Annotated in this window: 18 protein-coding genes; 5 read left to right on the top strand and 13 right to left on the bottom strand. The window is 32.6% G+C overall.

The window, feature by feature from the left end; all coding sequences use genetic code 11:
• Positions 1–17: 17 nt before the first annotated feature.
• The 3 genes from ychF to ygiD all read right to left on the bottom strand — a co-directional run bounded on the left by ychF (position 18) and on the right by ygiD (position 2,745).
• The gene (gene ychF / locus EG240_RS05670) at positions 18–1,112 is read right to left on the bottom strand and encodes a redox-regulated ATPase YchF (RefSeq protein WP_125018363.1); all 1,095 of its coding nucleotides are present in this window, start codon (positions 1,110–1,112) and stop codon (positions 18–20) included.
• Between the two features lie 61 nt (positions 1,113–1,173).
• Positions 1,174–1,875 (bottom strand): carboxylesterase family protein, encoded by a 702-nt coding sequence (locus EG240_RS05665; protein ID WP_125018361.1) that lies wholly within the window; start codon positions 1,873–1,875, stop codon positions 1,174–1,176.
• 42 nt (positions 1,876–1,917) lie between these two features.
• Positions 1,918–2,745, bottom strand: a complete 828-nt coding sequence (gene ygiD / locus EG240_RS05660; protein ID WP_125018359.1) for a 4,5-DOPA-extradiol-dioxygenase — start codon at positions 2,743–2,745, stop codon at positions 1,918–1,920.
• Between the two features lie 164 nt (positions 2,746–2,909).
• Here ygiD and EG240_RS05655 point away from each other — a divergent pair, with 164 nt between their 5' ends.
• From EG240_RS05655 to EG240_RS05640, 4 genes are read left to right on the top strand one after another with little or no spacing between them, the layout of a single operon-like run.
• Positions 2,910–5,627: a TonB-dependent receptor gene (locus EG240_RS05655; RefSeq protein ID WP_125018357.1), complete on the top strand. Its 2,718-nt coding sequence runs from the start codon at positions 2,910–2,912 to the stop codon at positions 5,625–5,627.
• Between the two features lie 20 nt (positions 5,628–5,647).
• Complete coding sequence (locus EG240_RS05650; protein WP_125018355.1) at positions 5,648–6,997, top strand: DUF4876 domain-containing protein; 1,350 nt, start codon at positions 5,648–5,650, stop codon at positions 6,995–6,997.
• 10 nt (positions 6,998–7,007) lie between these two features.
• Positions 7,008–8,567 carry a DUF6850 family outer membrane beta-barrel protein gene (locus tag EG240_RS05645; RefSeq protein ID WP_125018352.1) on the top strand — a complete coding sequence of 520 codons (1,560 nt, stop codon included), beginning with the start codon at positions 7,008–7,010 and terminating at the stop codon, positions 8,565–8,567.
• A gap of 1 nt (position 8,568) precedes the next feature.
• Positions 8,569–9,714: a cytochrome-c peroxidase gene (locus EG240_RS05640; protein WP_125018350.1), complete on the top strand. Its 1,146-nt coding sequence runs from the start codon at positions 8,569–8,571 to the stop codon at positions 9,712–9,714.
• Between the two features lie 307 nt (positions 9,715–10,021).
• On the opposite strand, the gene EG240_RS05635 is transcribed toward EG240_RS05640, so the two are convergent.
• The 10 genes from EG240_RS05635 to EG240_RS05590 form a co-directional block, all read right to left on the bottom strand.
• On the bottom strand, positions 10,022–11,959 hold the full coding sequence (locus EG240_RS05635; RefSeq protein WP_125018348.1) for a T9SS type A sorting domain-containing protein: 1,938 nt from the start codon (positions 11,957–11,959) through the stop codon (positions 10,022–10,024).
• 594 nt (positions 11,960–12,553) lie between these two features.
• Positions 12,554–12,940, bottom strand: a complete 387-nt coding sequence (locus tag EG240_RS05630) for an HU family DNA-binding protein (RefSeq protein WP_125018346.1) — start codon at positions 12,938–12,940, stop codon at positions 12,554–12,556.
• Between the two features lie 388 nt (positions 12,941–13,328).
• Entirely contained in the window at positions 13,329–14,279 is a 951-nt protein-coding gene (locus EG240_RS05625; RefSeq protein ID WP_125018344.1) for a D-2-hydroxyacid dehydrogenase, read from the bottom strand.
• A gap of 1 nt (position 14,280) precedes the next feature.
• Positions 14,281–15,348 carry a 3-phosphoserine/phosphohydroxythreonine transaminase gene (gene serC / locus EG240_RS05620; RefSeq protein WP_125018342.1) on the bottom strand — a complete coding sequence of 356 codons (1,068 nt, stop codon included), beginning with the start codon at positions 15,346–15,348 and terminating at the stop codon, positions 14,281–14,283.
• Positions 15,348–15,749: an LNS2 domain-containing protein gene (locus tag EG240_RS05615; protein WP_125018340.1), complete on the bottom strand. Its 402-nt coding sequence runs from the start codon at positions 15,747–15,749 to the stop codon at positions 15,348–15,350. The genes serC and EG240_RS05615 overlap by 1 nt, the downstream gene beginning before the upstream one ends.
• A gap of 124 nt (positions 15,750–15,873) precedes the next feature.
• Positions 15,874–17,364 (bottom strand): malate dehydrogenase (quinone), encoded by a 1,491-nt coding sequence (mqo, locus tag EG240_RS05610; RefSeq protein WP_125018338.1) that lies wholly within the window; start codon positions 17,362–17,364, stop codon positions 15,874–15,876.
• Between the two features lie 86 nt (positions 17,365–17,450).
• Complete coding sequence (gene ruvX, locus EG240_RS05605; protein ID WP_235830335.1) at positions 17,451–17,879, bottom strand: Holliday junction resolvase RuvX; 429 nt, start codon at positions 17,877–17,879, stop codon at positions 17,451–17,453.
• Positions 17,869–19,047, bottom strand: coding sequence for an AIR synthase related protein (locus EG240_RS05600; protein WP_125018336.1), 1,179 nt, complete (start codon positions 19,045–19,047; stop codon positions 17,869–17,871). The genes ruvX and EG240_RS05600 overlap by 11 nt, the downstream gene beginning before the upstream one ends.
• A 173-nt stretch (positions 19,048–19,220) precedes the next feature.
• Positions 19,221–20,345: a cysteine desulfurase family protein gene (locus EG240_RS05595; RefSeq protein ID WP_125018333.1), complete on the bottom strand. Its 1,125-nt coding sequence runs from the start codon at positions 20,343–20,345 to the stop codon at positions 19,221–19,223.
• Positions 20,346–20,356: 11 nt separating this feature from the next.
• A complete protein-coding gene (locus EG240_RS05590) occupies positions 20,357–21,259 on the bottom strand; it encodes an EamA family transporter (RefSeq protein ID WP_125018331.1) in 903 nt (300 codons plus the stop codon).
• Positions 21,260–21,378: 119 nt separating this feature from the next.
• On the opposite strand from EG240_RS05590, the gene EG240_RS05585 reads away from it, so the two are divergent.
• The gene (locus EG240_RS05585; RefSeq protein WP_125018329.1) at positions 21,379–21,999 is read left to right on the top strand and encodes a hypothetical protein; all 621 of its coding nucleotides are present in this window, start codon (positions 21,379–21,381) and stop codon (positions 21,997–21,999) included.
• Positions 22,000–22,008: the final 9 nt, after the last annotated feature.

Raw genomic sequence — 22,008 nt, 5'->3', positions numbered from 1 at the left:
TTTATATTTTTTGAAAATTATACGTTAAAACGGAAGTGCATAACATCACCATCTTTAACGATATATTCTTTCCCTTCAACTCTTAATTTACCTGCTTCTTTTACTTTAGCTTCTGAACCATAATTTGAAAAATCTTCAAAAGCGATTACCTCAGCACGGATGAAACCTTTTTCGAAATCAGTATGAATTACACCTGCAGCTTTCGGAGCTGTATCTCCAACTTTAATAGTCCAAGCACGAACTTCTTTTACCCCAGCTGTGAAATACGTTTGTAAGTTTAATAATTTATAAGCTGCACGAATTAAAACTGCCGAACCTGGTTCCGTTAATCCCATATCTTCTAAGAAAACCTGACGTTCTTCGTAACTTTCTAATTCTGTAATATCAGCCTCAGCTCCAACAGATAAGATAATTACCTCAGCGTTTTCGTCTTTAACTAATTCTTTAACTTGCTCAACATAAGCATTTCCGTTAACAGCAGCTTCTTCGTTTACGTTACAAACATACAAAACTGGTTTAGCTGTAATTAATTGGAAAGCTTCCATTAATTCTTCTTCATCATTATTTTGAGGAACAACCGTACGAGCTGAAACTCCTTCTAATAAAGTTGTACGAATTCTTTCTAATAAAGCTGCCTCAACTTGCGCTTCTTTATTTCCAGTTTTAGCTGCTTTTTTTACTTTTTCTAAACGTTTTTCAACCGTTTCTAAATCTTTAAGTTGTAATTCGATATCGATCGTTTCTTTATCGCGAATTGGATTTACATTACCATCAACGTGAACAATATTATCGTTATCAAAACAACGTAAAACGTGAATGATAGCGTTACATTCTCTAATATTTCCTAAGAATTGATTTCCTAAACCTTCACCTTTACTTGCTCCTTTTACCAAACCTGCAATATCAACAATATCAACAGTTGCCATTTGTACGCGTTCTGGTTTCACCAATTCTTCTAAACGATTGATTCTTGGATCTGGAACGTTTACAACCCCAATATTTGGTTCGATTGTACAGAATGGAAAGTTTGCACTTTGTGCTTTTGCGTTCGATAAACAGTTGAATAAAGTTGATTTTCCAACGTTAGGTAAGCCTACAATTCCTGCTTTCATATATGTGAATGTATTTTATCTTTGATTTTTAAGTTTGCAAATATATTGAATATTACGTAATTTATAAATTAAGTTCAGACATATTTGCTTTTGAATGTTTAAACAACCATTCGTAGATTGCATCTTCTCTATAAAAATTCTCAACACTTCCGTGTGTACCACCTTTTACGATTTGAAATTCGAGTGGTGCATTTTTATTACATTTTCTTATAGCGTTGACAATTTTTTGAGATTCGGACAAACGTACAATAAAATCTTTATCACCGTGAATAACTTTAATCGGAACTTCGGATAAATTACAAGCATCAGCTTCTTCACCTCCACCACAAATAGAAACAGCTGCTGCAATTTTATCGTGATATTTACTTACAAATTTCATCGTACCGTAAGAACCTAAGCTCATTCCTGTTACATAAATTCGTGTAGAATCTATCTCATAATTTTTTTGAACATATTCTAAAACTTGGTTGATTTTATCAGGATTCCAAGGTCCAAAAGGTAATTGAGGAGCGACGATAATTGCTGGAATATTTCTACCTTTTTCTATTGCACGTAAAATACCATAACGTTTAACACGATTAATATCTGTTCCTGACAAACTACGTCCATGTAGAAAAATAATAACAGGAGGTTTATTTTCTAAGATTTCTTGTTTTGGAAGGTTGATCCAAAAATTATAATCGGTTTCTCCAATAATTGCTTTAGGTTGCGCTTGTGAAAAACTACTTATTAATAATAATAAAAAAAGCACTATCTTTTTCATTTTCAATTTCATTATGAAAAGTAAAGATAGTGCATAATGCGTTTATAATCCAAATCTAAAAGAAGTCATACTTAAAGAACCGCCAACATAATCATCATTAAAGAATTCAACATTGTCTTTTTCTGATTGTAATGCTAAATTATAAATCATTGGATAATAATGATCTGGTGTTGGAATGGCAAGTTTAGCATTTTTACTTAATCCTTCGTAATTTATTAACGATGTATGATCTTTAGACAGAATTTTCTTTTTAAAAATATCGTTTAATTCAATCGCCCAATCAAATCCAAAACCTGGAGAATCTATTGAACGCCAATCTAACATTCTAAGGTTGTGAATCATATTACCTGAACCCAGAATTAAAACACCTCTTTTTCTTAAATCAAATAATTGTTTAGCTAAATTATAATGGTATGAAGCAGGTTGATTATAATCGATACTTAACTGTAATACTGGAACATTTGCATCTGGAAACATATGACGAACAACGGTCCACGTTCCGTGATCTAATCCCCAATCGTGATCTAAACCTACATCTGTAGAAGTGATTAATTTAGCCGTTTCACCGGCCAAAAATGGACTTCCAGGAGCAGGATATTGCACATCGAACAAAGCTTGAGGAAAACCACCAAAATCGTGAATTGTTTTAGGTTCTTTCATTGCGGTAACGTGAGTCCCTTTTGTCAACCAATGCGCAGAAATTACTAAAACAGCACTCGGTAAATCGATTTGTTTACCAATTTTTTTCCATTGTTCTGAGAAAACATTATTTTCAATTCCATTCATTGGAGATCCGTGACCTATAAAAAAAACAGGCTGCAATTTTTCTCTAACTTTAAAATCTTTTGTGAAATTATATAGGTTGTTCATATTCTCAAATTTTATAATGTAAAGTTACAAAAACGGAATACGTTTAAACTTAATCTATATTAATAAACCAACTAAAATTTAACATTTCAAGAAATAGAAAAATTCTTATTTATTCTAAGTCTAAATAAACTTTTATTCTTAACTTTGCAGAAAATATAAAAAAAGTGAAATACTTAATATTTCTTTTGTGCCTAAGCACTTCATTATTTGCACAAGATCGTTTTAAAGGAATTATACTAAGTACTGAAACAGGTCAGCCTATTTCTTCTGTTATCGTTGAAGATGTTAATACCCAAAAATGGGTTCTTTCAGATATTGACGGAAGTTTTGAAATAGATACAAATTCAACAAAAAACTTAAAACTTGCTTTTAAAATTTTAGGCAAACAAGAAAAAATTATTTCATTTACATCAGATACGTTTAGAATCGTACAAACTATATATCTTGATGATCAAGATTTACGTTTAGATGAATTGGTTATTAACGTAAAAAAATCAGACAAGTTCTCGGAAATAAAGCTTGGAAGAGAGCAAATTGATCAAGTTCAAGCGATGTCGTTAAACGATGTTTTAGAATTATTACCTGGTCAATCTATTACTAATTTCACATTAAACGAATTTAAAACAATTGCTTTTAGAACAGCAAGACCAAGAACTATTTCAGATAATGCATTCGGTAATAAATCATTCGGAACTGCAATTTATTTAGATGGAATTCCGATGGGGAATAATGAAAATATGCAATCTTATGGTTCAAATAACGGAAATACATTTAACTCAAATAGCCTTTTAGGATTTGGAGATGGAGCTTCATCGTTTAATGGAAGTTTTACCAATGCAAATTACGGTTCAGATTTACGTGGTATTGCTACTGACAACATTGAAAGCATCGAAGTTGTACAAGGAGTACCATCTGTTCGATATGGAGATTTAACTTCTGGACTAATAAAAATTGAACAAAGAGCTGGAGTATCTCCTTACAAAATATCAAGTTCATTACGCGAAGGAACTATGCAACATACCTTCACAAAAGGATTTAGATTAGGAGAACGTGCAGGAGCTTTAAATGCAACCGTTGATTATTTAGATTCTAATTCAGATCCGAGATCAACTTATACTTCGTATGAACGTATCAACACGCAGTTGATGTGGACTTGGAATGACAAATCAAAAAAAGTTAGAAATTCATTTTCTTTTGATTACGGATTTAATAAAGACAATGCGAATTACGAAGCTGAAAATAAAGAAAATAAAATCACAAAAAACGATAGAACCGATTATGGATTTTCTAATCGTTTTAAATGGAATGCAGATAAAAAACTATTTGATAATTTAAACATCAATGCCAATTTTAAATACACCAAACAATATTCATTCGATGCAAAAACAGTGAATGTTGGCGGAGAAGTAATTGGAACAAGTTTAGAAGAAGGCGTTTATTTGGGTTCGTACACCGCTCCATCTTATCGATATGAAAAAGCAGTTGACGGAAAACCAATCAGCGCATTTGCTTCGGTTCAATTCAGTAAAAACTTGAGTTTTGCAAATACAGATCACTTATTCAGTTATGGTGTTGAATATCGAATGAGCGATAATAAAGGAAAAGGAAGATTAGGTTCACCAGATACACAAGTTAATTTTTATGGTTTAGGTTCTGGAGATGGTGGAGTCGGATTTCGTCCGTTTAATTATGGTCAATTCGTAAAAGCAGAAACTATCTTATCTGCTTATGTTGAAGATGAAATGGTTCATTTCTTTGAAAACAGCAAACTAAATGTAACAGGTGGTTTACGATACGATAATTTTTACGGAATTAATATGTTAGCACCTCGTGTAAATGCATATTACGAAATTCCTAAAATGAAATTCAGAGCTGGCTACGGAATCACAGGAAAAGCTCCTTCATTAAACCAAATATATACAGGTCCGAGATATTACGATGTGGTTTTAGGTGATTATCGTTTACCTGGAGTTTACAACGTGGCTTTTGTTCAAACGTTTATCGACGACATTAACAATCCAAATTTAGGTCCGTCAAAATCATACCGTGCAGAGATTGGTTATGATGTGATGTTACCTTTTGGAACTTTAAACGTAACAGCTTACGAGAATAAATTGAAGAACGGAATTACAGACGAAGCATATCCAATCATTCGTCCGTTAGCTGAGATTGAAGTTCTAAATAACGGAACAACACAACCTGATTATGAAATTGTTGGATATAAGGATTATTATTATTTCCAAAATCGAATTGTAAATAAGTTTAATTCTACCGATAGAGGAATTGAGTTTTTCTTTTCATTAAAGCCAAGCTTACTAAAAAATATAAGTTTTGATATTAACGGTAGTTATGTAGAAACAACAAACCGAAATAATATTGATACGTACATCCGTTCAACTCAAGTTACAAAACCTGAAGTTTACGGCGTTTTCAAACCTTATGATGTAAAATTTAAAAACTTTCAGATTGGTGGAAACTTAACGTATCACAATCCAACTTTAGGATTAATTGTTTCAGTTCGTTCAGAACATTTCTTAATTAGAGATGAATTCTATGACAGAAACACACAACCTTATGCTTATTTGGATGCAAATTTAGACAAGCATTTGATTCCTGAAGTTGACCAAAATAACGCAGATAAATACGGGCATATTTTTAGAAGTCGTTCAACAGATAACAGAAAATTAGATGCGATTTATCATAATTTCCATTTACGTGTATCTAAAGATTTCTTAAATGGTTTTCGTTTTTCATTTTACGTAAACAATTTCCTAAACTTAAAACCTTTAGAAAATGTGAACGAAAACGGAGTTATTATCGAACGAGTTAGAACAGATATGGTTAATCTATCTTTTGGAACTAAAATAGAATTTACATTTTAAACATAAAACATTACCTAAATATGAAAAATAAATTTTTAATTGCACTTTCTGCATTTGCATTATTTTCTTGTTCAGAAGATGATTTCTCACAAGCTGGAGCTCAACCAATAGATTATAAAGTTTCTGTTACTTATGATGAAACTTTTGACAACTTAGCAGCAAAAAATATTACAGTTAAATTAAAAAACACAAACACATCAGACGAATATACCATGGCAACTGACGCCCAAGGAAACGCAAACTTTGGATCGATTTTACCAGGAACTTACGATATCAATGCAACGGTTACTTTAAGTGCTGCTGAATTTAATGCTACTTTTGGTTACGCACCAGAAACTGAAGAAGTGGTATTCAACGCAAACCTAAATCAAATTGTGGTTAACACAAACAACACAATGAGCAATTTAACTTTAAAAACTGCTCGTTTAGGTGATTTAGTGATTAAACAAATTTATTACGGTGGATCTCACGCACAGCAAGGAGCTTCATTTAGAGATCAATTCATTGAAATTTTCAATAATTCAAACGAAGTTATTTATGCTGATGGTTTATACATCGGACAAGTAATGGGGAAAAACAATAATACTTCTCACCCAAAAACACAAGCAAACGGTCAATGGGATTGGTCTCAATCTTTAGGAATGACGATTGGAAACAAAGCAAACACTGATTATGTTTATGCAGATTATGTTTTCCAAATTCCAGGAAATGGAACACAATATCCAATTCAACCAGGAGAAAGTATTGTTATTGCACAAAGTGCTCAAAATCATAAAGCTCCTTTAGTTGATTTAACTGGAGAACCAATTTCTATTCAAAACCCAGATTTAACGATTGATTTGAGCACTGCTGATTTCGAAGCTTATTTAGGAAACTTTAGAATTTCTATAGAAAAAGAACCTTATAAATACGATTTAGAAAACCCTGCCGTTACAAATTTAGAAATTGGATATTGGGGACGCGAAGGCTATTGGAATGGAAATGCCGATTTTATAATGGATAATTTAGGACGTGATTCTTATGTAATTTTCAGAACGGAAAGTTTAAATTACAAAGACTTCCCTACTCCAGATGTAACCGAAATTGTTAATACAGGAAGCTCACAAACTAAATTTAATTTACAAATTCCAGTAAGTATTATCATTGACGGTGTTGAAACACAACACGCAAATACATCAAGTGCTTTACCTCAAAGATTACCAAGTACAATTGATAATACATCAACAAAAATAACAGCTCCGTTTACAAGTAAATCGGTAATGAGAAAAACGAAAACTACCGCAAACGGACGTAAAATTTTACAAGACACCAATAACTCTGCAGCAGATTTTGTAGAAGTTACAGCAAATCCAAAAGGTTTCGCAAACTAAAACTTAAATAATGTTTAAAGTAAACAAATATTTATTTCTATTATTATTGAGTTGTGCTGCAAATGCACAGCTCAATGATAGTATTAACCTATCCAAGAACGAACACTTCGCTGAGGTGAAATCATTTGTATGGGAAAATCCAATGATAATTAAACAACTAAATCTTAGAAATTACACCAAAACATCGGTAAATATAGATTTTAAGGATTTAAATATCAAACGTCAACAAACACCAGAAGAAGTTTTAAATTATAATTTTTCATCTGAAGGATTGTATCATTTTAGCGATAAAGTTTCTGTGTTTGGAGATTTTAGTTTTACAAAACAAAACGAAAAGAATTTCGGTTACAACCTTTCAAGTAATCGAACAGAAAATCAAATGGTCTTACCAACCAATTATTATTATTCTCCGAAAAAAGCAGATTGGACCAATCAATTTTATGCGTTTAACGGTGGAATTGTTTATGATATTACAGAAGCTTTAGCAATTGGTGCAAAAGCAAAATACAGAAACGAAGCTTTGGCAAGGAAATCAGATCCGCGTCCAAAAATTACATCGAACGAAATGGGATTTGATGGTTTCATCGCTTATACTTTAGGAAAACACACCTTACAAGTTGGAGGTTTATACAATCAAAAAGATGAACTAACAACCATTTATTTCGAAAACACCTTTCTGAATCCAAGTTCAGATCCATTATATTATATAAAATTAGCAACAGGTTATGGATATAATATTTATGACAATACCTATAATAAGTTCAATAATGTAGATCTTACAAAAGGTTTCAATGCAGGATATACCTTTAAAAGCGATACTCAAGCATTTAGTGTTTTTTATGAATATTCGAAATCGATGAATAATTTTTATCAAAAAAACGAATTCTCATCAAACTCAAATACACCGATTCAAACGGAAGAAAATGTAAGATATAAACTGAGAACCATCTCAAATAAAATCAATGCATTGTACATTAAATCGTTTGGTAAAGATCAATTAATTGCAAATGCAAAAATAAATTTCAGCAAACAAGCTAATTTTAACACCCGTACATTTATTCAAAATTACCAGTTAAAAAATCAGAATCTAACTTTAAATGTTAACTATTTAAAAGATTCACAAACCGATTCTAAAACTGCTTTTGGAACAAATATTATTCTTGATAATCTAACTGCTAAAGATTTGTTAGGAATGACGAATAAACAAATTAATTCATTAGAATTTAGTATTTTTGCCAATAAAGAATTTAGATTAAATAAGAATAATAAACTATTTGCTCATTTAGAAGCTGGAACCTACCAACTTTTAAAAAACGAATTAGATTACAAAGCCATCACACAAGATCAAGACTTTGCTAACAACGTTATTATTCACGATCATATTTATGACGGTACAAGTAAGTTACTTACCAAAGCTAAATTGTACTATGATATACAGTTAAGAAAAGGGAAAACCCTTCGTGTAAATATCGATTATCAAAATCTAAGTGCTTTAAAAAACAACAAACAAGAGCAACAAATAAATGGTACCAACCATTATATAAATACAGGTATTTCTATATTCTATTAGAATGAAAAATAGTTTTAAAATATTAGGTTTCGGATTCGGTGTATTTGCTTTACTAGCAGCCGGAAAGTTTGATTTTAATATTGAACCTTACTACTCAATCAGTGATTTAAAAAAACTTTATAGCAGTGGTGATCCAACAACGTGGCCAAAAGCGACATTGGATTCAACTCTTGTAAATTTTAGAGAAATTGGTGTTTTACCAGAAATGACTTTCCCTGAAGACAATCCGTATTCTGACGAAAAGAAAGAATTAGGAAAGCAGTTGTTTTTTGACCCAAGATTATCAGAATCAGGGCAGATTGCGTGCGCTTCATGTCACGATTCTCAATTGGGTTGGAGCGATGGAAAACGCGTTTCTCACGGATTTGGCAGAACTCCAGGAACTCGAAACTCAAAAACTATTTTAAACGTTGGTTACGGTGAAGTTTTTATGTGGGACGGTCGTGCACTTTCTTTAGAAGATCAAGTACGTTTTCCGATGTTAGATGAAAAAGAAATGAACACACATCCTGACGTAGCTACAAAAAACATCAAAAAAATAAAAGGTTACAAAGAAGCTTTCACAAAAGCATTTGGTGATGATGAAATAACAACCGATCGAATCGCCAAAGCTATTGCAACTTACGAAAGAACCATTGTTAGTAGAAAATCTAGATTTGATAAATTCATTGAAGGAGATTCAACCAAACTAACAAATTTAGAAGTTGAAGGTTTACATTTATTCAGAACCAAAGCACGTTGTATCAATTGCCACAACGGACCTACGTTTTCGGACAATCAGTTTCATAATGCCGGTTTAACCTATTTTCAACGTAAACACGAAGATTTAGGACGCTACCACATCACTAAAGATTTGGCTGATATTGGTAAATTCAAAACACCTACTTTACGTGATTTAGAATCAACTGCTCCATATATGCACAACGGATTCTTCCCGCACATTAGAGGTTTACTGAATTTATATAACGCAGGAATGCCTAATTTAAAACCAAAACCTGGTCAAGAAGATGATCCAATGTTCCCTGTAACATCAGAACATTTAAAACCTTTGGAACTTAACGAACACGAATTAGATGCGCTTGAAGCATTCATCAAATCGTTAAGCACAACGGTTATCAGAGAAACAGAACCTAAATTACCCAAATAAAGAAAGTCGGATTTTTATATAAAAATCCGACTTTTTTGTTTATCTAAAATTCACCTTAAATATCTTTGGGCAATCCTTCCACTGCGTTATAGGTCGGGCTGTACGCACTCGCTTTTTACAAATTAAAAATTTGCAAAAGAGCTCAAACAAAGCTCCCATCCCTATTGCGAAATTTCACCTTGCAGATTCATGTTAAAATCCTGTATGTCGGGTTTGCGATGCTACTTTATATTCAATTTTGTGTTTAACAATTATTTTCAAATCTCCAAACTACCTAATTAACTCATTATCTAATCACTTTAAAACTTTATGACTTTATGACTTTAACCGTTGCTTGGGTATTTTGCTGAGTGGTTACTTTGATGAAATACGTTCCTGGTGCAAAAGCTTCTAATGAAATGGAGTTGTCTCCATTAAATGAGTTGCTAAGTAAACGTTGCCCTAAAATGTTATACACTTCGTAAGTTGTTAAGTTTTCTGTGGTTTCGAAATATACATTAGCTGTTGTAGGGTTTGGGTAAACCTTTAAGCTAAACTTTGTAAACGCATCGGTATTGGCATAATTACACGTGTTTTTAGCTAGTTTGGCAATAAAGAAATCGGTTCCACCTCCTTGAGTAGCTTTCATTAATTGCCCCACGATAGGATCAACATAGCCATCACCATTTGTAAATAAATAATTACGTATATAACCACCAACGATATAATTCCCGTCTTTGTCGGTTTCTACGGCTGTTAAACCTTCACGGAAGCCATTAGGCCCTTGTATGCGATGCCCACCAACAGGAACTCCTGTGTTTTTGTTTAAACGTATCAGTATCGGATCGGTAAATGAACCTACAGGTTGTCCTGTGATGCCATAAGCTCCCCAGGTATTGTTATAAAAGCCTGTACCCACAGCCAGTTCATCTCCATTAATGGTCATACTTCTAGTACTTTCAGAACCTGAACCACCTAATCCATCTCCTGCAGTACCATCTGCGTTAGAGCCCCATAGTAGATTGCCTTGTGCATTAAATTTGATTACAAAAGATTGACGACTTAATGTATTCGTAAACTGATAGCCTCCAAAATTTCCATTTAATGGGCCATTAGACCCATTGGGAAGTACTGTGCTACTGGTTCCTCTACCTGAAACATAGACATTGGATTGCTCATCAACTAATACCCCCTCGACTATAGCTGACGAAGCGTTATTTGCGGTTTTGGTCCACAATACTTGACCAGTAACATTGAAACAAATAAGAATAGAGGTTTGATATATTTGATTGTTGATTATAGTAGAATATTCATCATCATATGGGGAATCTCGCCAAGACGTAAAATAATATTGTTGAGTTAAAGGATCGTAAGTAAAATTGATCATCTTTGGATGATAACCTTCTGTATTCGGACGAAAAGGAACGGATAGATATCCTAACGAATTACCGTTGCTGTCGTATTTTAAGATATACAATTGCTGTTCGTATTGGGCTAATCCAGAAATATTAATGGTACCATCTAAATGGCTACCATTTCCCATACTTACCAACCAATGGGTAGTACCGTTAGGTTCTACAGTTACTCCATAATCAAAAGCTCTGCTTGTATTAAGCATTAACGAATCGCTTTGTGGCATGCGCAACCATTTAAAATGACCTTCGTTGTCGTATTTGATTAAAGCTAATTTTTTATGTGCTGGTGATATTACATTCGGTAATGTTACACCACCCCAATTACGTGGAATGGGATCCATGATGCTGTTGGAATCGAAATGAACAGGTAGTGCAAAAGCGGTTCCTGCTATATTGGCTAAACTGTCGTGATAACCATTGTTCCATACACGCATTGCTACATATACATTATCTGAAGTATCGATACCCATAGAACGTGTTATATTTTCACCATCCCCCCCCCCAAAAATCTTATGCCAAAGATAATTCCCTTCGCAATCAACTTTGCTTAAAAAAATGTTACTTCTGTAACCGGTCGTTGATACTTGATGATAAGTAGCAAAGGAAGTTCCTGCATAATTGGTATTTCCATAACCTACATGGCTTAATAGATAGGTATTATTGTCTGAAGTGTTTTTTAAAGCAACGACTTCTTCATGATAATGCACATCACCATAAATATCGTTATAAATAATATCGGCGTAAAGTTTATTTTGTCCACCACCAGCTTTTGCCCATTGCCATTGGTAGGGTTGGGCGAAGCTTGTTAGGTTGAAGAATGTTATTGTAAGTATGGTAATTATTTTTTTCATGATATATGGTTTTAAATGTTTAAGGTTTCGATTCTGTTGAATAGTCTATTTTGTTTTGATGAACATTTATAAATCTTCGTATAGAAAACAATTCAACAACTGGTTATTACCTGAAAAATTTACTGTTAATTTTATAAAAATATAATTATTAACCCAAAAAACAAACAACCAAGCTAAAAAAGAAGAATACTATTGAATTTATGATATTAAACCATTTTGGTAGTTAGCAAATAGAAATCTTAATATTATAATTGCTTACTTAATTTATAGTAAAACTATTTCAAGATTAATATATCAAATCGTAAGTCGCAGCAGCGACGGAAGTAGTTAGCCCACAGCATGTTTTTTAAAAAAAATACACGAGGGCTTCGACTCTGCTCAGTCATTGAAGCCGTCTAATTGATGGTGATCGGAATCGAATCTACCGTGTTTTTATAACCCAAATAGCAAGACCTCATCGGTCTTGCTTTTTGGGTTTAAAACGAGAAGCTTCTCAACTAGCAACGAGAAGCTTCTTATTGGGTAACGAGAAGCTTCTCGTTTGTAAAGAAGAAGCTTCTTGTTTGACAACGAGAAGCTTCCTTTTTTTTAATGTTACTTTACTTTTTTAAACTTAGCCGTTTTCAGTGCATCGTTGATACGTGTACCAGGGCGGTAATTCATCTTTGCTGCTTTGATAAGGCTTACATTAAAATCGGCTTCCGTTGCAGAGCCTTCACTACTCAAACTCGGATAAAAACTACCCAATTTGTCTAATCGAACAATTTTTCCATTTACAATTTCGTTAACGATAACGTTTTCTAAAGCAATAATTACCCCTCGGATATCGGCCTCAGACAATGCTGAGAACTTTTCAATTTCTTTGGTTAAGTTATCGATGCTTACCTCGCCATCAGTTTTTACACTTGCGTACCATTTTTTTACGCCTCCACCTACAACTCCTGGTTGCGGCTTTTCTACTACATTGAATTTAATAGACATAACATTTTTTTTTAAATTTTCTGACTTTAAATTAGTTATAATTATTTAATTAACAAAATATTTATTTAAATGATAGCTTTTGGAATATTGAGTATCTAGCTTTTAAATTAACTTATACTAAAAAATACAGCTACAAGCTCTTATTTATGGGGGTGAATTTTTTATAACCAAACGTTATTAGTTTGATGCGATTCTGAACCAAGTTTTGAATGACAAAATAGATATTATATGAAGTCTGAAAGTCGAAAGTCTGAAAGTCGAAAGTCGAAAGTCTTAAAGTTGAAAATTAGGTAATTGAAGAAACAAAAAAAACTTCTTATGCGAACATAAGAAGTTACTTGTATATGAATAAGTGATTCTAAAAAAGGTTTAGAATACCATTAAAAATCTATTTTAAAATAGTGATGATTTGTTCTGCTAATTCGGTACCGATACGGTCCTGGGCTTCAAGAGTGGCAGCACCGATATGTGGCGTTAATGAAATTTGTGTATTCATTAAAACCTGAACTGCTGGAGTTGGTTCGTCTTCAAAAACATCTAAACCTGCAAAGGCAACAATTTCATCATCGATAGCATTAGTTAAAGCTACTTCGTTAATTACTCCGCCGCGAGCAGCATTGATGATTCCAACGCCTTTTTTCATTTTAGCAAATTCGCCTTCGTTAATTAAATAACCTCCTAACGCGGGAACGTGAAAGGTAATAAAATCGGATTGCGAAATTACTTCGTCAAAAGAAACGGTTACTACTTCGAAATCTAAGGTTTTACCATCAAAGAAGTCTAACGTAATGGTTGCGTTTTCAATAAATGCATCAGTTGCAAGCACCTTCATACCCAAACCAATTGCGATTTTAGCAACTTGCTGACCAATTCGTCCGAAACCAACAATACCAAGAGTTTTTCCTCTTAACTCTGTTCCTGCTGCGTAAGCTTTCTTTAATCCGTTGAAGTTAGAATCTCCTTCTAAAGGCATATTTCTGTTGGCATCGTGTAAGAAACGAACACCGCTAAATAAATGCGCAAAAACCAATTCGGCAACAGAAGCCGAAGAAGCACCTGGCGTATTAATTACTTTGATTCCTTTTTCGCGAGCGTAATCTACATCAATGTTATCCATACCTACTCCACCTCTACCAATAATTTTGATTGATGGACACGCATCGATTATATCTTTACGAACTTTAGTTGCACTACGCACTAAAACCACATCAATTTGATGTTCGTTTACATAATTTGCTACTTGTTCTTGTGCTACTTTTGTTGTGATTACTTCAAAACCTGCAGCTTCTAATGTGTCGATTCCACTTTTAGAAATTCCGTCGTTTGCTAATATTTTCATCTTAATTCACTGCTTTTTCTAATTCTTTCATTACGTTTACTAACACTTCAACACTTTCTAACGGAAGTGCATTGTACATCGAAGCACGGTATCCACCAACCGAACGGTGACCACTTAATCCGTTAATTCCAGCATCTTTCCACATTTGGTCAAATAATTCTTTATGCGTTTCATCTTTCAATAAGAACGTCGCATTCATATTTGAACGGTCTTCTGTTGCAGCTGTTCCTAGGAATAACGGGTTACGATCAATCTCGTTATATAACAACTCGGCTTTAACTTCGTTTACTTTTTCGATAGCCTCAATTCCACCTAAGTTTTTCAACCAATTTAAAGTTAAATAACACGTATAAACGGCAAAAACAGAAGGCGTGTTGTACATACTTTCTTTTTCGATGTGTTTGGCGTAGTTTAAAATATTAGGAATTTCACGACCGGTTTGATTCAATAAACTTTCTTTAATTATAACCATCGTAACACCAGCAGCACCCATATTTTTTTGAGCTCCAGCGTAGATTACATCGAATTTAGAGAAGTCTAACGAACGTGAAAAGATATCAGAACTCATATCACAAATCACAGGAACCTTCGTTTCTGGAAATGCTTTCATTTGCGTTCCGTAAATGGTATTGTTACTGGTGCAATGGAAATAATCTGCATCTACTGGAATTTCAAATCCTTTAGGGATGTGATTGTAATTTTCATTTTTTGAAGAAGCTACTTCGATAGTTTCACCAAAAGCTTTGGCTTCTTTCATTGCGTTGTTTGCCCAAGTTCCGGTATTTAAATAGGCTGCTTTGTTTTTAAGGAAGTTATACGGAATGCGTAAAAACTCCATACTTGCACCACCTTGTAGAAAAACAACTTGGTAGCCTTTATCTGTTAATCCTAAAAGTTCTAAAGCTAGTTTACGTGTATCTTCCATAACCGCAACAAAGTCTTTACTGCGATGCGAAATTTCAATGATAGATAAGCCTGAATTATTGAAATTCAGAACTGCTTGTGCGCTTTTTTCAAAAACCTCTTGTGGTAAAATACAAGGTCCTGCGCTGAAATTATGTTTTTTCATTAGTCCTCGAATACTTGGATGGTTGTTGATTTTTCTACTAAGTCGGTAAATTTACCAACGTAACGTGTTGCTTTTACAATGTGATTATCAATCCAATGGTAATTTCCACCACGCGGTTTGTTCATCAAAATACTATGATATTTGAAACCGTGTTTGTTTAACCAATTGGTAGTAACTTCTCTATGTTCTTCAGTTCGAGAAGTAAAGAAACAAATATAATGACCTTCGTCATACCATTTATTAACCGTTTCTAAAGCATCTGGAAATGGTTCGCAAGTTTCCATACGTTCTGGTTGTTCGTTCGGAACATCATCTGTAATGGTTCCATCAATATCAATCAAATAGTTTTTTACGCCTTCAGGCAAAACTGGACTGATGTCGTCTTTGTGTTCTAAATTCATTTTATGTGTGTGTTGTTATAAATTTAATATTATTCCGATTAAAAATCAATAATGAAATTATTTCATTGAATATTATTATTAAAAGAAAAAACCAGTCGGATTTCGACTGGCTTGATTCTTTATTTTAGTTGCTCAATCCTAAAGATTTTGCAGTTTTTTCTCTTAATTCATTTAATAACTCTGGGTTATCATTTAATTTTTGTCCGAAAGACGGAATCATTTCTCTAAATTTCGCTTGCCATTCAGCACTATTATATTGCTCAGGGAAACATTTTTCGATTAATTTCACCATGATGCTCACTGAAGTTGAAGCTCCTGGAGAAGCTCCTAATAAAACAGCTAAAGAACCGTCACCAGCGTTTACCACTTCGGTACCAAAAGCTAAAACAGCTTTATTATTTTTATCGCGTTTCATGGTTTGCACACGTTGTCCAGCAATTTCTAAACGCCAATCTTCTTTCTTAGCATTTGGGAAATATTCTTGTAAAGATTCTATACGTTTATCTGTAGATTTTAGGACCTCAGAAATCAAATATTTCGTCAAATCGATATTGTCTAAACCTGCACCAAGCATTGTTCCAATATTATTAGGAGAAATAGATTTAAATAAATCACAGTACGAACCTGTTTTCAAGAATTTAGTTGAGAAACCTGCATAAGGTCCAAATAACAATGATTTTTTACCATCGATATAACGTGTATCTAAATGCGGAACAGACATTGGTGGCGCACCAACTGAAGCTTTTCCATATACTTTAGCTAAATGTTTACTAGCTAATTCTTCGTTCTCGCAAACTAACCATAATCCAGATACTGGGAATCCACCGTAAGCTTTTCCTTCTGGAATACCCGATTTTTCTAACAATAAGATAGAAGCTCCACCAGCACCAATAAATACGAATTTAGTAATGATAGTAGATTTAGTTCCTGTTTTTAAATCTTTAATAGAGATTCTCCAACGTCCATCTGCTTGTTTTTTGATATCGTAAACCTCTGTTTCAAAAGCAACATTAACACCATTCTGACTTGCTTGATGCTGAATCATTTTACGAGTTAAAGCTCCAAAATTTACATCTGTTCCCAAATCCATATTTGTAGCAGCAACAGATTCATTGGCATTTCTTCCTTCCATAATCAAAGGAGCCCATTTTTCTATTTCTTTAGGATTTGTAGAGAATTCCATATCTGCGAACAATGGACTTTTCTTTAAAGCTTGGAAACGATTTTCTAAAAATTTCACATTCTCTTTTCCCCAAACAAAACTCATATGTGGTACATGATTAATGAACTCACTTGGATTTTGAATGATTTTTTTATCTAATAAATACGTTAAAAACTGACGAGTAACTTCAAATTGCTCACAAATATCTAACGCTTTAGTTGTATCAACAACACCATTTTTTTCTGATGTATAATTTAATTCACAAAAAGCCGAATGTCCTGTTCCTGCGTTATTCCAAGCATCTGAACTTTCTTTCGCTGCACTGTCTAAACGCTCAACGATTTCAATTGATAAACTTGAATCTAATTCTTTAAGTATTAATCCAAGTGTTGCGCTCATAATACCTGCACCAATTAAAACAACATCGGTTTCTGTATTTTTGTTTGTTGACATTTTTAAAATTATATTTTTTAAACTTCCTTTAAATTATGTAACCACAAAGTTCTGAAAAGATTACCATGCAGTTCGTATATTTTTTGTTAAAACATTTTACTATTTAGAAAATCTTGAAGCAAAATCGTTGCTGCAATCTCATCTACTAGTGCTTTATTTTGTCGTTGTTTTTTCTTCAATCCACTATCAATCATGGTTTGGAATGCCATTTTAGAAGTGAATCGTTCATCCATACGGATAACTTCAATTGCAGGATATAATTTTTTGAATTTAACAACAAACTCATCAATTTTTGGAGCAATTTCAGAGGGTTCGTTATTTAAACGTTTGGGTTCACCAACAATAACTTTAGAAACTTTTTCTTTAGAAAAATATTCTTGTAAAAAAGGAAATAATTGTTTGGTTTCAACCGTTGTTAAACCTGATGCGATAATTTGCATCTCATCTGTTATAGCGATTCCGGTACGTTTGCCGCCATAATCAATTGCCAATAATCGTGATGGATTAATATTCAAAAGTTCCGTAAACTGAGTTAATAGTTAATTTTTTAGATTCAGAAGCTTCTACTCTACCCACAATTTGAGCGTTTACATTAAACGATTTTGAGATAGCGATAATTTCTTCTGCAACTTCTGGCTTCACGTATAATTCCATACGGTGACCGCAGTTGAATACTTGATACATTTCTTTCCAATCGGTTTTAGATTGTTCTTGAATTAATTTAAACAATGGTGGAACATCGAATAAATTATCTTTAATTACGTGAACGTTATCTACGAAATGTAAAATTTTTGTTTGCGCACCACCAGAACAGTGAACCATTCCGTGAATGCTTTCAGAATTAAACTTACCTAAAATAGCTTTGATAATTGGTGCATAAGTTCTCGTTGGAGAAAGCACTAATTTACCTGCATTGATTGGTGAATTCTCAACTTCATCAGTTAATTTCATTCCACCAGAATAAACTAATTCTTTTGGTACAGACGAATCAAAACTTTCTGGATAATTTTCAGCTAAATAATGCGCAAACACATCATGACGAGCAGAAGTTAAACCGTTAGAACCCATTCCTCCGTTATATTCTGATTCGTAAGTTGCTTGTCCGAAAGATTCCAAACCAACAATTACATCACCTGATTGAATATTTGCATTGTCAATAACATCGCTACGTTTCATACGAGCTGTAACGGTTGAATCCACAATAATGGTACGAACTACATCACCCACATCGGCAGTTTCACCACCTGTTGAATGAATCGTAACTCCGAATTTTTTTAAATCTTCAATTAATTCTTCAGTACCATTGATAATTGCAGAAATAACTTCTCCTGGAACTAAATTTTTATTTCTTCCAATAGTAGAAGAAAGTAAAATGTTATCTGTTGCACCTACACACAATAAATCATCAATATTCATAATTAATGCATCTTGGGCAATTCCTTTCCATACAGAAATATCTCCAGTTTCTTTCCAATATAAATAAGCTAAAGACGATTTTGTTCCGGCACCATCAGCGTGCATAATCAAACAATAATCTTCATCGTTAGTTAAATAATCTGGTACGATTTTACAAAAAGCTTTAGGAAATAAACCTTTATCAATGTTTTTAATAGCGTTATGAACATCTTCCTTTTGAGCTGATACTCCGCGAAGTGCATAACGATTATTTGTTTCTGAATTCATATTCTTTTGTGTTGTTGGCGCAAATTTACTGCTAAAAACATTGTAAAGCAATTCATTAAACAAAATATTATAACGAAAAATACTCAAACACATTTTCATTAAAAAAACATGTTTGAGTATTTGATTTATTTCTTGAATTTAAAAAATAGAATTACAATTTTTCTATTCTTTTTTTACACTTCTTTTAAAACATCTATTAAAAAGTCGATTTCTTCTTTGGTGTTTTCGTGACCGAAAGAAACGCGTAAACTTGGTTTTTTAATATCTTCTTCGTTTAGGAATTCAGCTAACACGTGCGAAGGTTTTTGACTACCTGATTGGCAAGCACTTCCTCTTGAAACTGCAATTCCTTTCATATCTAAACTAAAAAGAATCATCGCTGCTTTTTCTGGAGTGAATGGCAATAAAATATTTAATACATTATAAAAAGTAGAACCATTTCCGTTGATTTTAATTCCTGGGAAATTTTCTTCTAATTTAGCTTTACAATAATCACGTAATTCTGTAATTGCTTTACGTTCTTCATTTAAATGTTCGTAAGATAACTCCAAGGCTTTTGCCATTCCAACTACTTGGTGAGGCGCTTCAGTTCCGGCACGCAAACCTTTTTCTTGTTCGCCACCAACAATTAACGCTTTTAAAACATTTTTCTTACGGATAAAAACAAATCCTGCTCCTTTTGGCCCGTGGAATTTATGCGCACTAGCTACAATAAAATCAACAGGAATTTCATCTAAAGGAATTTCCACTTTTCCAACAGACTGAACCGTATCGGTGTGAAACAAAGCTTTATTTGCAATACATAAATCCGCAACACGTTTTAAATCTAATATCGTTCCCACTTCATTATTTACGTGCATCAAACTCACTAAAGTTGGCACGTCTTCTTTTAGCAATTCTTCTAATTGATTGTAATCGATTTCAGAATTTGGAAGGATATTTACATATTGAATTTCAGTTCCGTATTCCTTCGCCATTTGCTGAATAGAATACAACGTACAATGATGTTCAATTTTTGTAGTAATGATTCGTTTAACACCTAAATCACGAACCGCCGAACGAATAATCCAGTTATTTCCTTCTGTACCGCAAGAAGTAAACACAATTTCTGAAGAAGAAACATTGAATTGCTTAGCGATTGATTTTCTTGCATTTTCGATTAATGCCTTACTGTGACGACCAACTGAATACGTTGAAGAAGGATTTCCAAAATCAGCTCTTAAAACTTTAATCATTTCTTCTACCACTTCTGGTCGAACGGAAGTAGTTGCAGCATTATCTAAGTAAATTTGTTTCATTGCGTTGTGTGCTATTTTTTGCTTGGTTCTAGTTTCGTTAAATTTATGATTTTATAATTAAAAACCACAATCGAACACAAAATTAATAAATATGAACCAATTTGTAACATATTTATTGATTCTTTAAAATAAAATATCGCTAAAACAAAAGTAATAATTGGATTGATGTAAATTAAAATACCAACGGTTGAAGCCGAAATTCCTTTTAAAGCGTACAAATTCAAATATAAAGGAATAATAGTAAACAAAACGGCAATCAATATAATATAAAAGTAAAAATCGAAATCTGTTGGCAAGACAAAATCGCCTAGAAAACAATAAGGTAATGCCAAAAGAAAAATGATAAACATTTGTACCAACAAGACATTGAACTTATCAAAATACACATTTTTTTTCTGAGAAACCAAGTAAATCGAATAGGTAGCAGCGATTATAAAAGCATAAATCAAATTGCCTGGATTTGTGACATAATAGATTCCACAACCAATCAAACTAATCAAAATGGCAATCCATTGATGTTTTTCGATTTTTTCTTTAAGAATTAAGAAAGCAAAAAAAGTGGTTATAATCGGACATATCAAATAAGCAAACGAAGCCGATTGCACATTTACTTGATTGACTACATAAATAAATAAAAACCAATTTAATCCCAACAATAATCCACCAAGCGAAGTTAATAACAATGTTCGACTTTTATCTTTTGAAGGTAATCTTTTAAGCAATTGAAAATCGGAAATCAATTTATCTTTTCGAAAAAAAGCACTAAAAAGAACAATCAAAAAAGTAGAAAAAACGATTCTAAAAAATAAAATATCGAAACTAGAATAAGCCGTAATTGCTTTTAAAGCAATCGAAAAAAATCCCCACATAAAGAATGCGGAAAATGCGGCAATGTAATATTTTAATGCGTTCATTTTTGGGCTGAAAAATTTCGGCAAAGGTATTTTAATTAATTTGGATTTTAAATCATTTTCAAGGATTTGATTTTTGAAATTATTTTAAATAAATTTAAAATATTAAAAACTAAACAGAAATGAAACAGTTTATTATCATTTGCTTATTATTCTTTTTTTATAAATCATTCGCTCAGGAATTTGAAAAAAGTGAACGTATAAAAATCAAACGTAAATATTCAAATGAAAATTTGATTACCGAAGAACATTTCGATCAAAAAGGTCAAATAATAAAATATAGTCAGATAAATTACAATTTACTTAGAAGTGAAGTTGTTAATGGTGTTTTTTACCCAATGGATATTCAGTATGATTCTTTGGTTAATATTTTCGAATATAATCAATTTCCTGAGCAAAAATTGAGCTATAGTTATTCTGCGGACAAGAATGGCAAATCAGAAATCAAACTGACGAGTATTTATTTTTTTGAAAATGATTTATTAATTGAAGAAAAAATTATTCTGAAAAATGATACAATTTCGAGACTAAACTTTTACAATAATCAAAAAGATTTAATTAAAGTAATAAACGAATCTGAATCAACTTATTTAATTGATTATGAATACAACATCGATTCTTTACCAATAAAAAAATTGAAGTACTTAGATAATTTAAACAATCTCATTTCTAAAATTGAGATTACTTACAACCTGAGTTCGATTAATAAATCAAGAAAAATAGTTGGTAAAAAAAAGAAATAGTTGTATATT

The sequence above is a fragment of the Paenimyroides tangerinum genome (genome assembly GCF_003865405.1).
Taxonomy (GTDB): Bacteria; Bacteroidota; Bacteroidia; order Flavobacteriales; family Flavobacteriaceae; genus Flavobacterium; species Flavobacterium tangerinum.
Note: the sequence above shows the minus strand (reverse complement) of the source record. Positions and strands in the feature narration are given on the sequence as shown.

Coding starts and splice junctions, on each gene's coding strand:
- ychF (WP_125018363.1), bottom strand. CDS start 1,112: ATGAAAGCAGGAATTGTAGGCTTACCTAACGTTGGAAAATCAACTTTA.
- EG240_RS05665 (WP_125018361.1), bottom strand. CDS start 1,875: ATGAAAAAGATAGTGCTTTTTTTATTATTATTAATAAGTAGTTTTTCA.
- ygiD (WP_125018359.1), bottom strand. CDS start 2,745: ATGAACAACCTATATAATTTCACAAAAGATTTTAAAGTTAGAGAAAAA.
- EG240_RS05650 (WP_125018355.1), top strand. CDS start 5,648: ATGAAAAATAAATTTTTAATTGCACTTTCTGCATTTGCATTATTTTCT.
- EG240_RS05645 (WP_125018352.1), top strand. CDS start 7,008: ATGTTTAAAGTAAACAAATATTTATTTCTATTATTATTGAGTTGTGCT.
- EG240_RS05640 (WP_125018350.1), top strand. CDS start 8,569: ATGAAAAATAGTTTTAAAATATTAGGTTTCGGATTCGGTGTATTTGCT.
- EG240_RS05635 (WP_125018348.1), bottom strand. CDS start 11,959: ATGAAAAAAATAATTACCATACTTACAATAACATTCTTCAACCTAACA.
- EG240_RS05630 (WP_125018346.1), bottom strand. CDS start 12,940: ATGTCTATTAAATTCAATGTAGTAGAAAAGCCGCAACCAGGAGTTGTA.
- EG240_RS05625 (WP_125018344.1), bottom strand. CDS start 14,279: ATGAAAATATTAGCAAACGACGGAATTTCTAAAAGTGGAATCGACACA.
- serC (WP_125018342.1), bottom strand. CDS start 15,348: ATGAAAAAACATAATTTCAGCGCAGGACCTTGTATTTTACCACAAGAG.
- EG240_RS05615 (WP_125018340.1), bottom strand. CDS start 15,749: ATGAATTTAGAACACAAAGACGACATCAGTCCAGTTTTGCCTGAAGGC.
- mqo (WP_125018338.1), bottom strand. CDS start 17,364: ATGTCAACAAACAAAAATACAGAAACCGATGTTGTTTTAATTGGTGCA.
- EG240_RS05600 (WP_125018336.1), bottom strand. CDS start 19,047: ATGAATTCAGAAACAAATAATCGTTATGCACTTCGCGGAGTATCAGCT.
- EG240_RS05595 (WP_125018333.1), bottom strand. CDS start 20,345: ATGAAACAAATTTACTTAGATAATGCTGCAACTACTTCCGTTCGACCA.
- EG240_RS05590 (WP_125018331.1), bottom strand. CDS start 21,259: ATGAACGCATTAAAATATTACATTGCCGCATTTTCCGCATTCTTTATG.
- EG240_RS05585 (WP_125018329.1), top strand. CDS start 21,379: ATGAAACAGTTTATTATCATTTGCTTATTATTCTTTTTTTATAAATCA.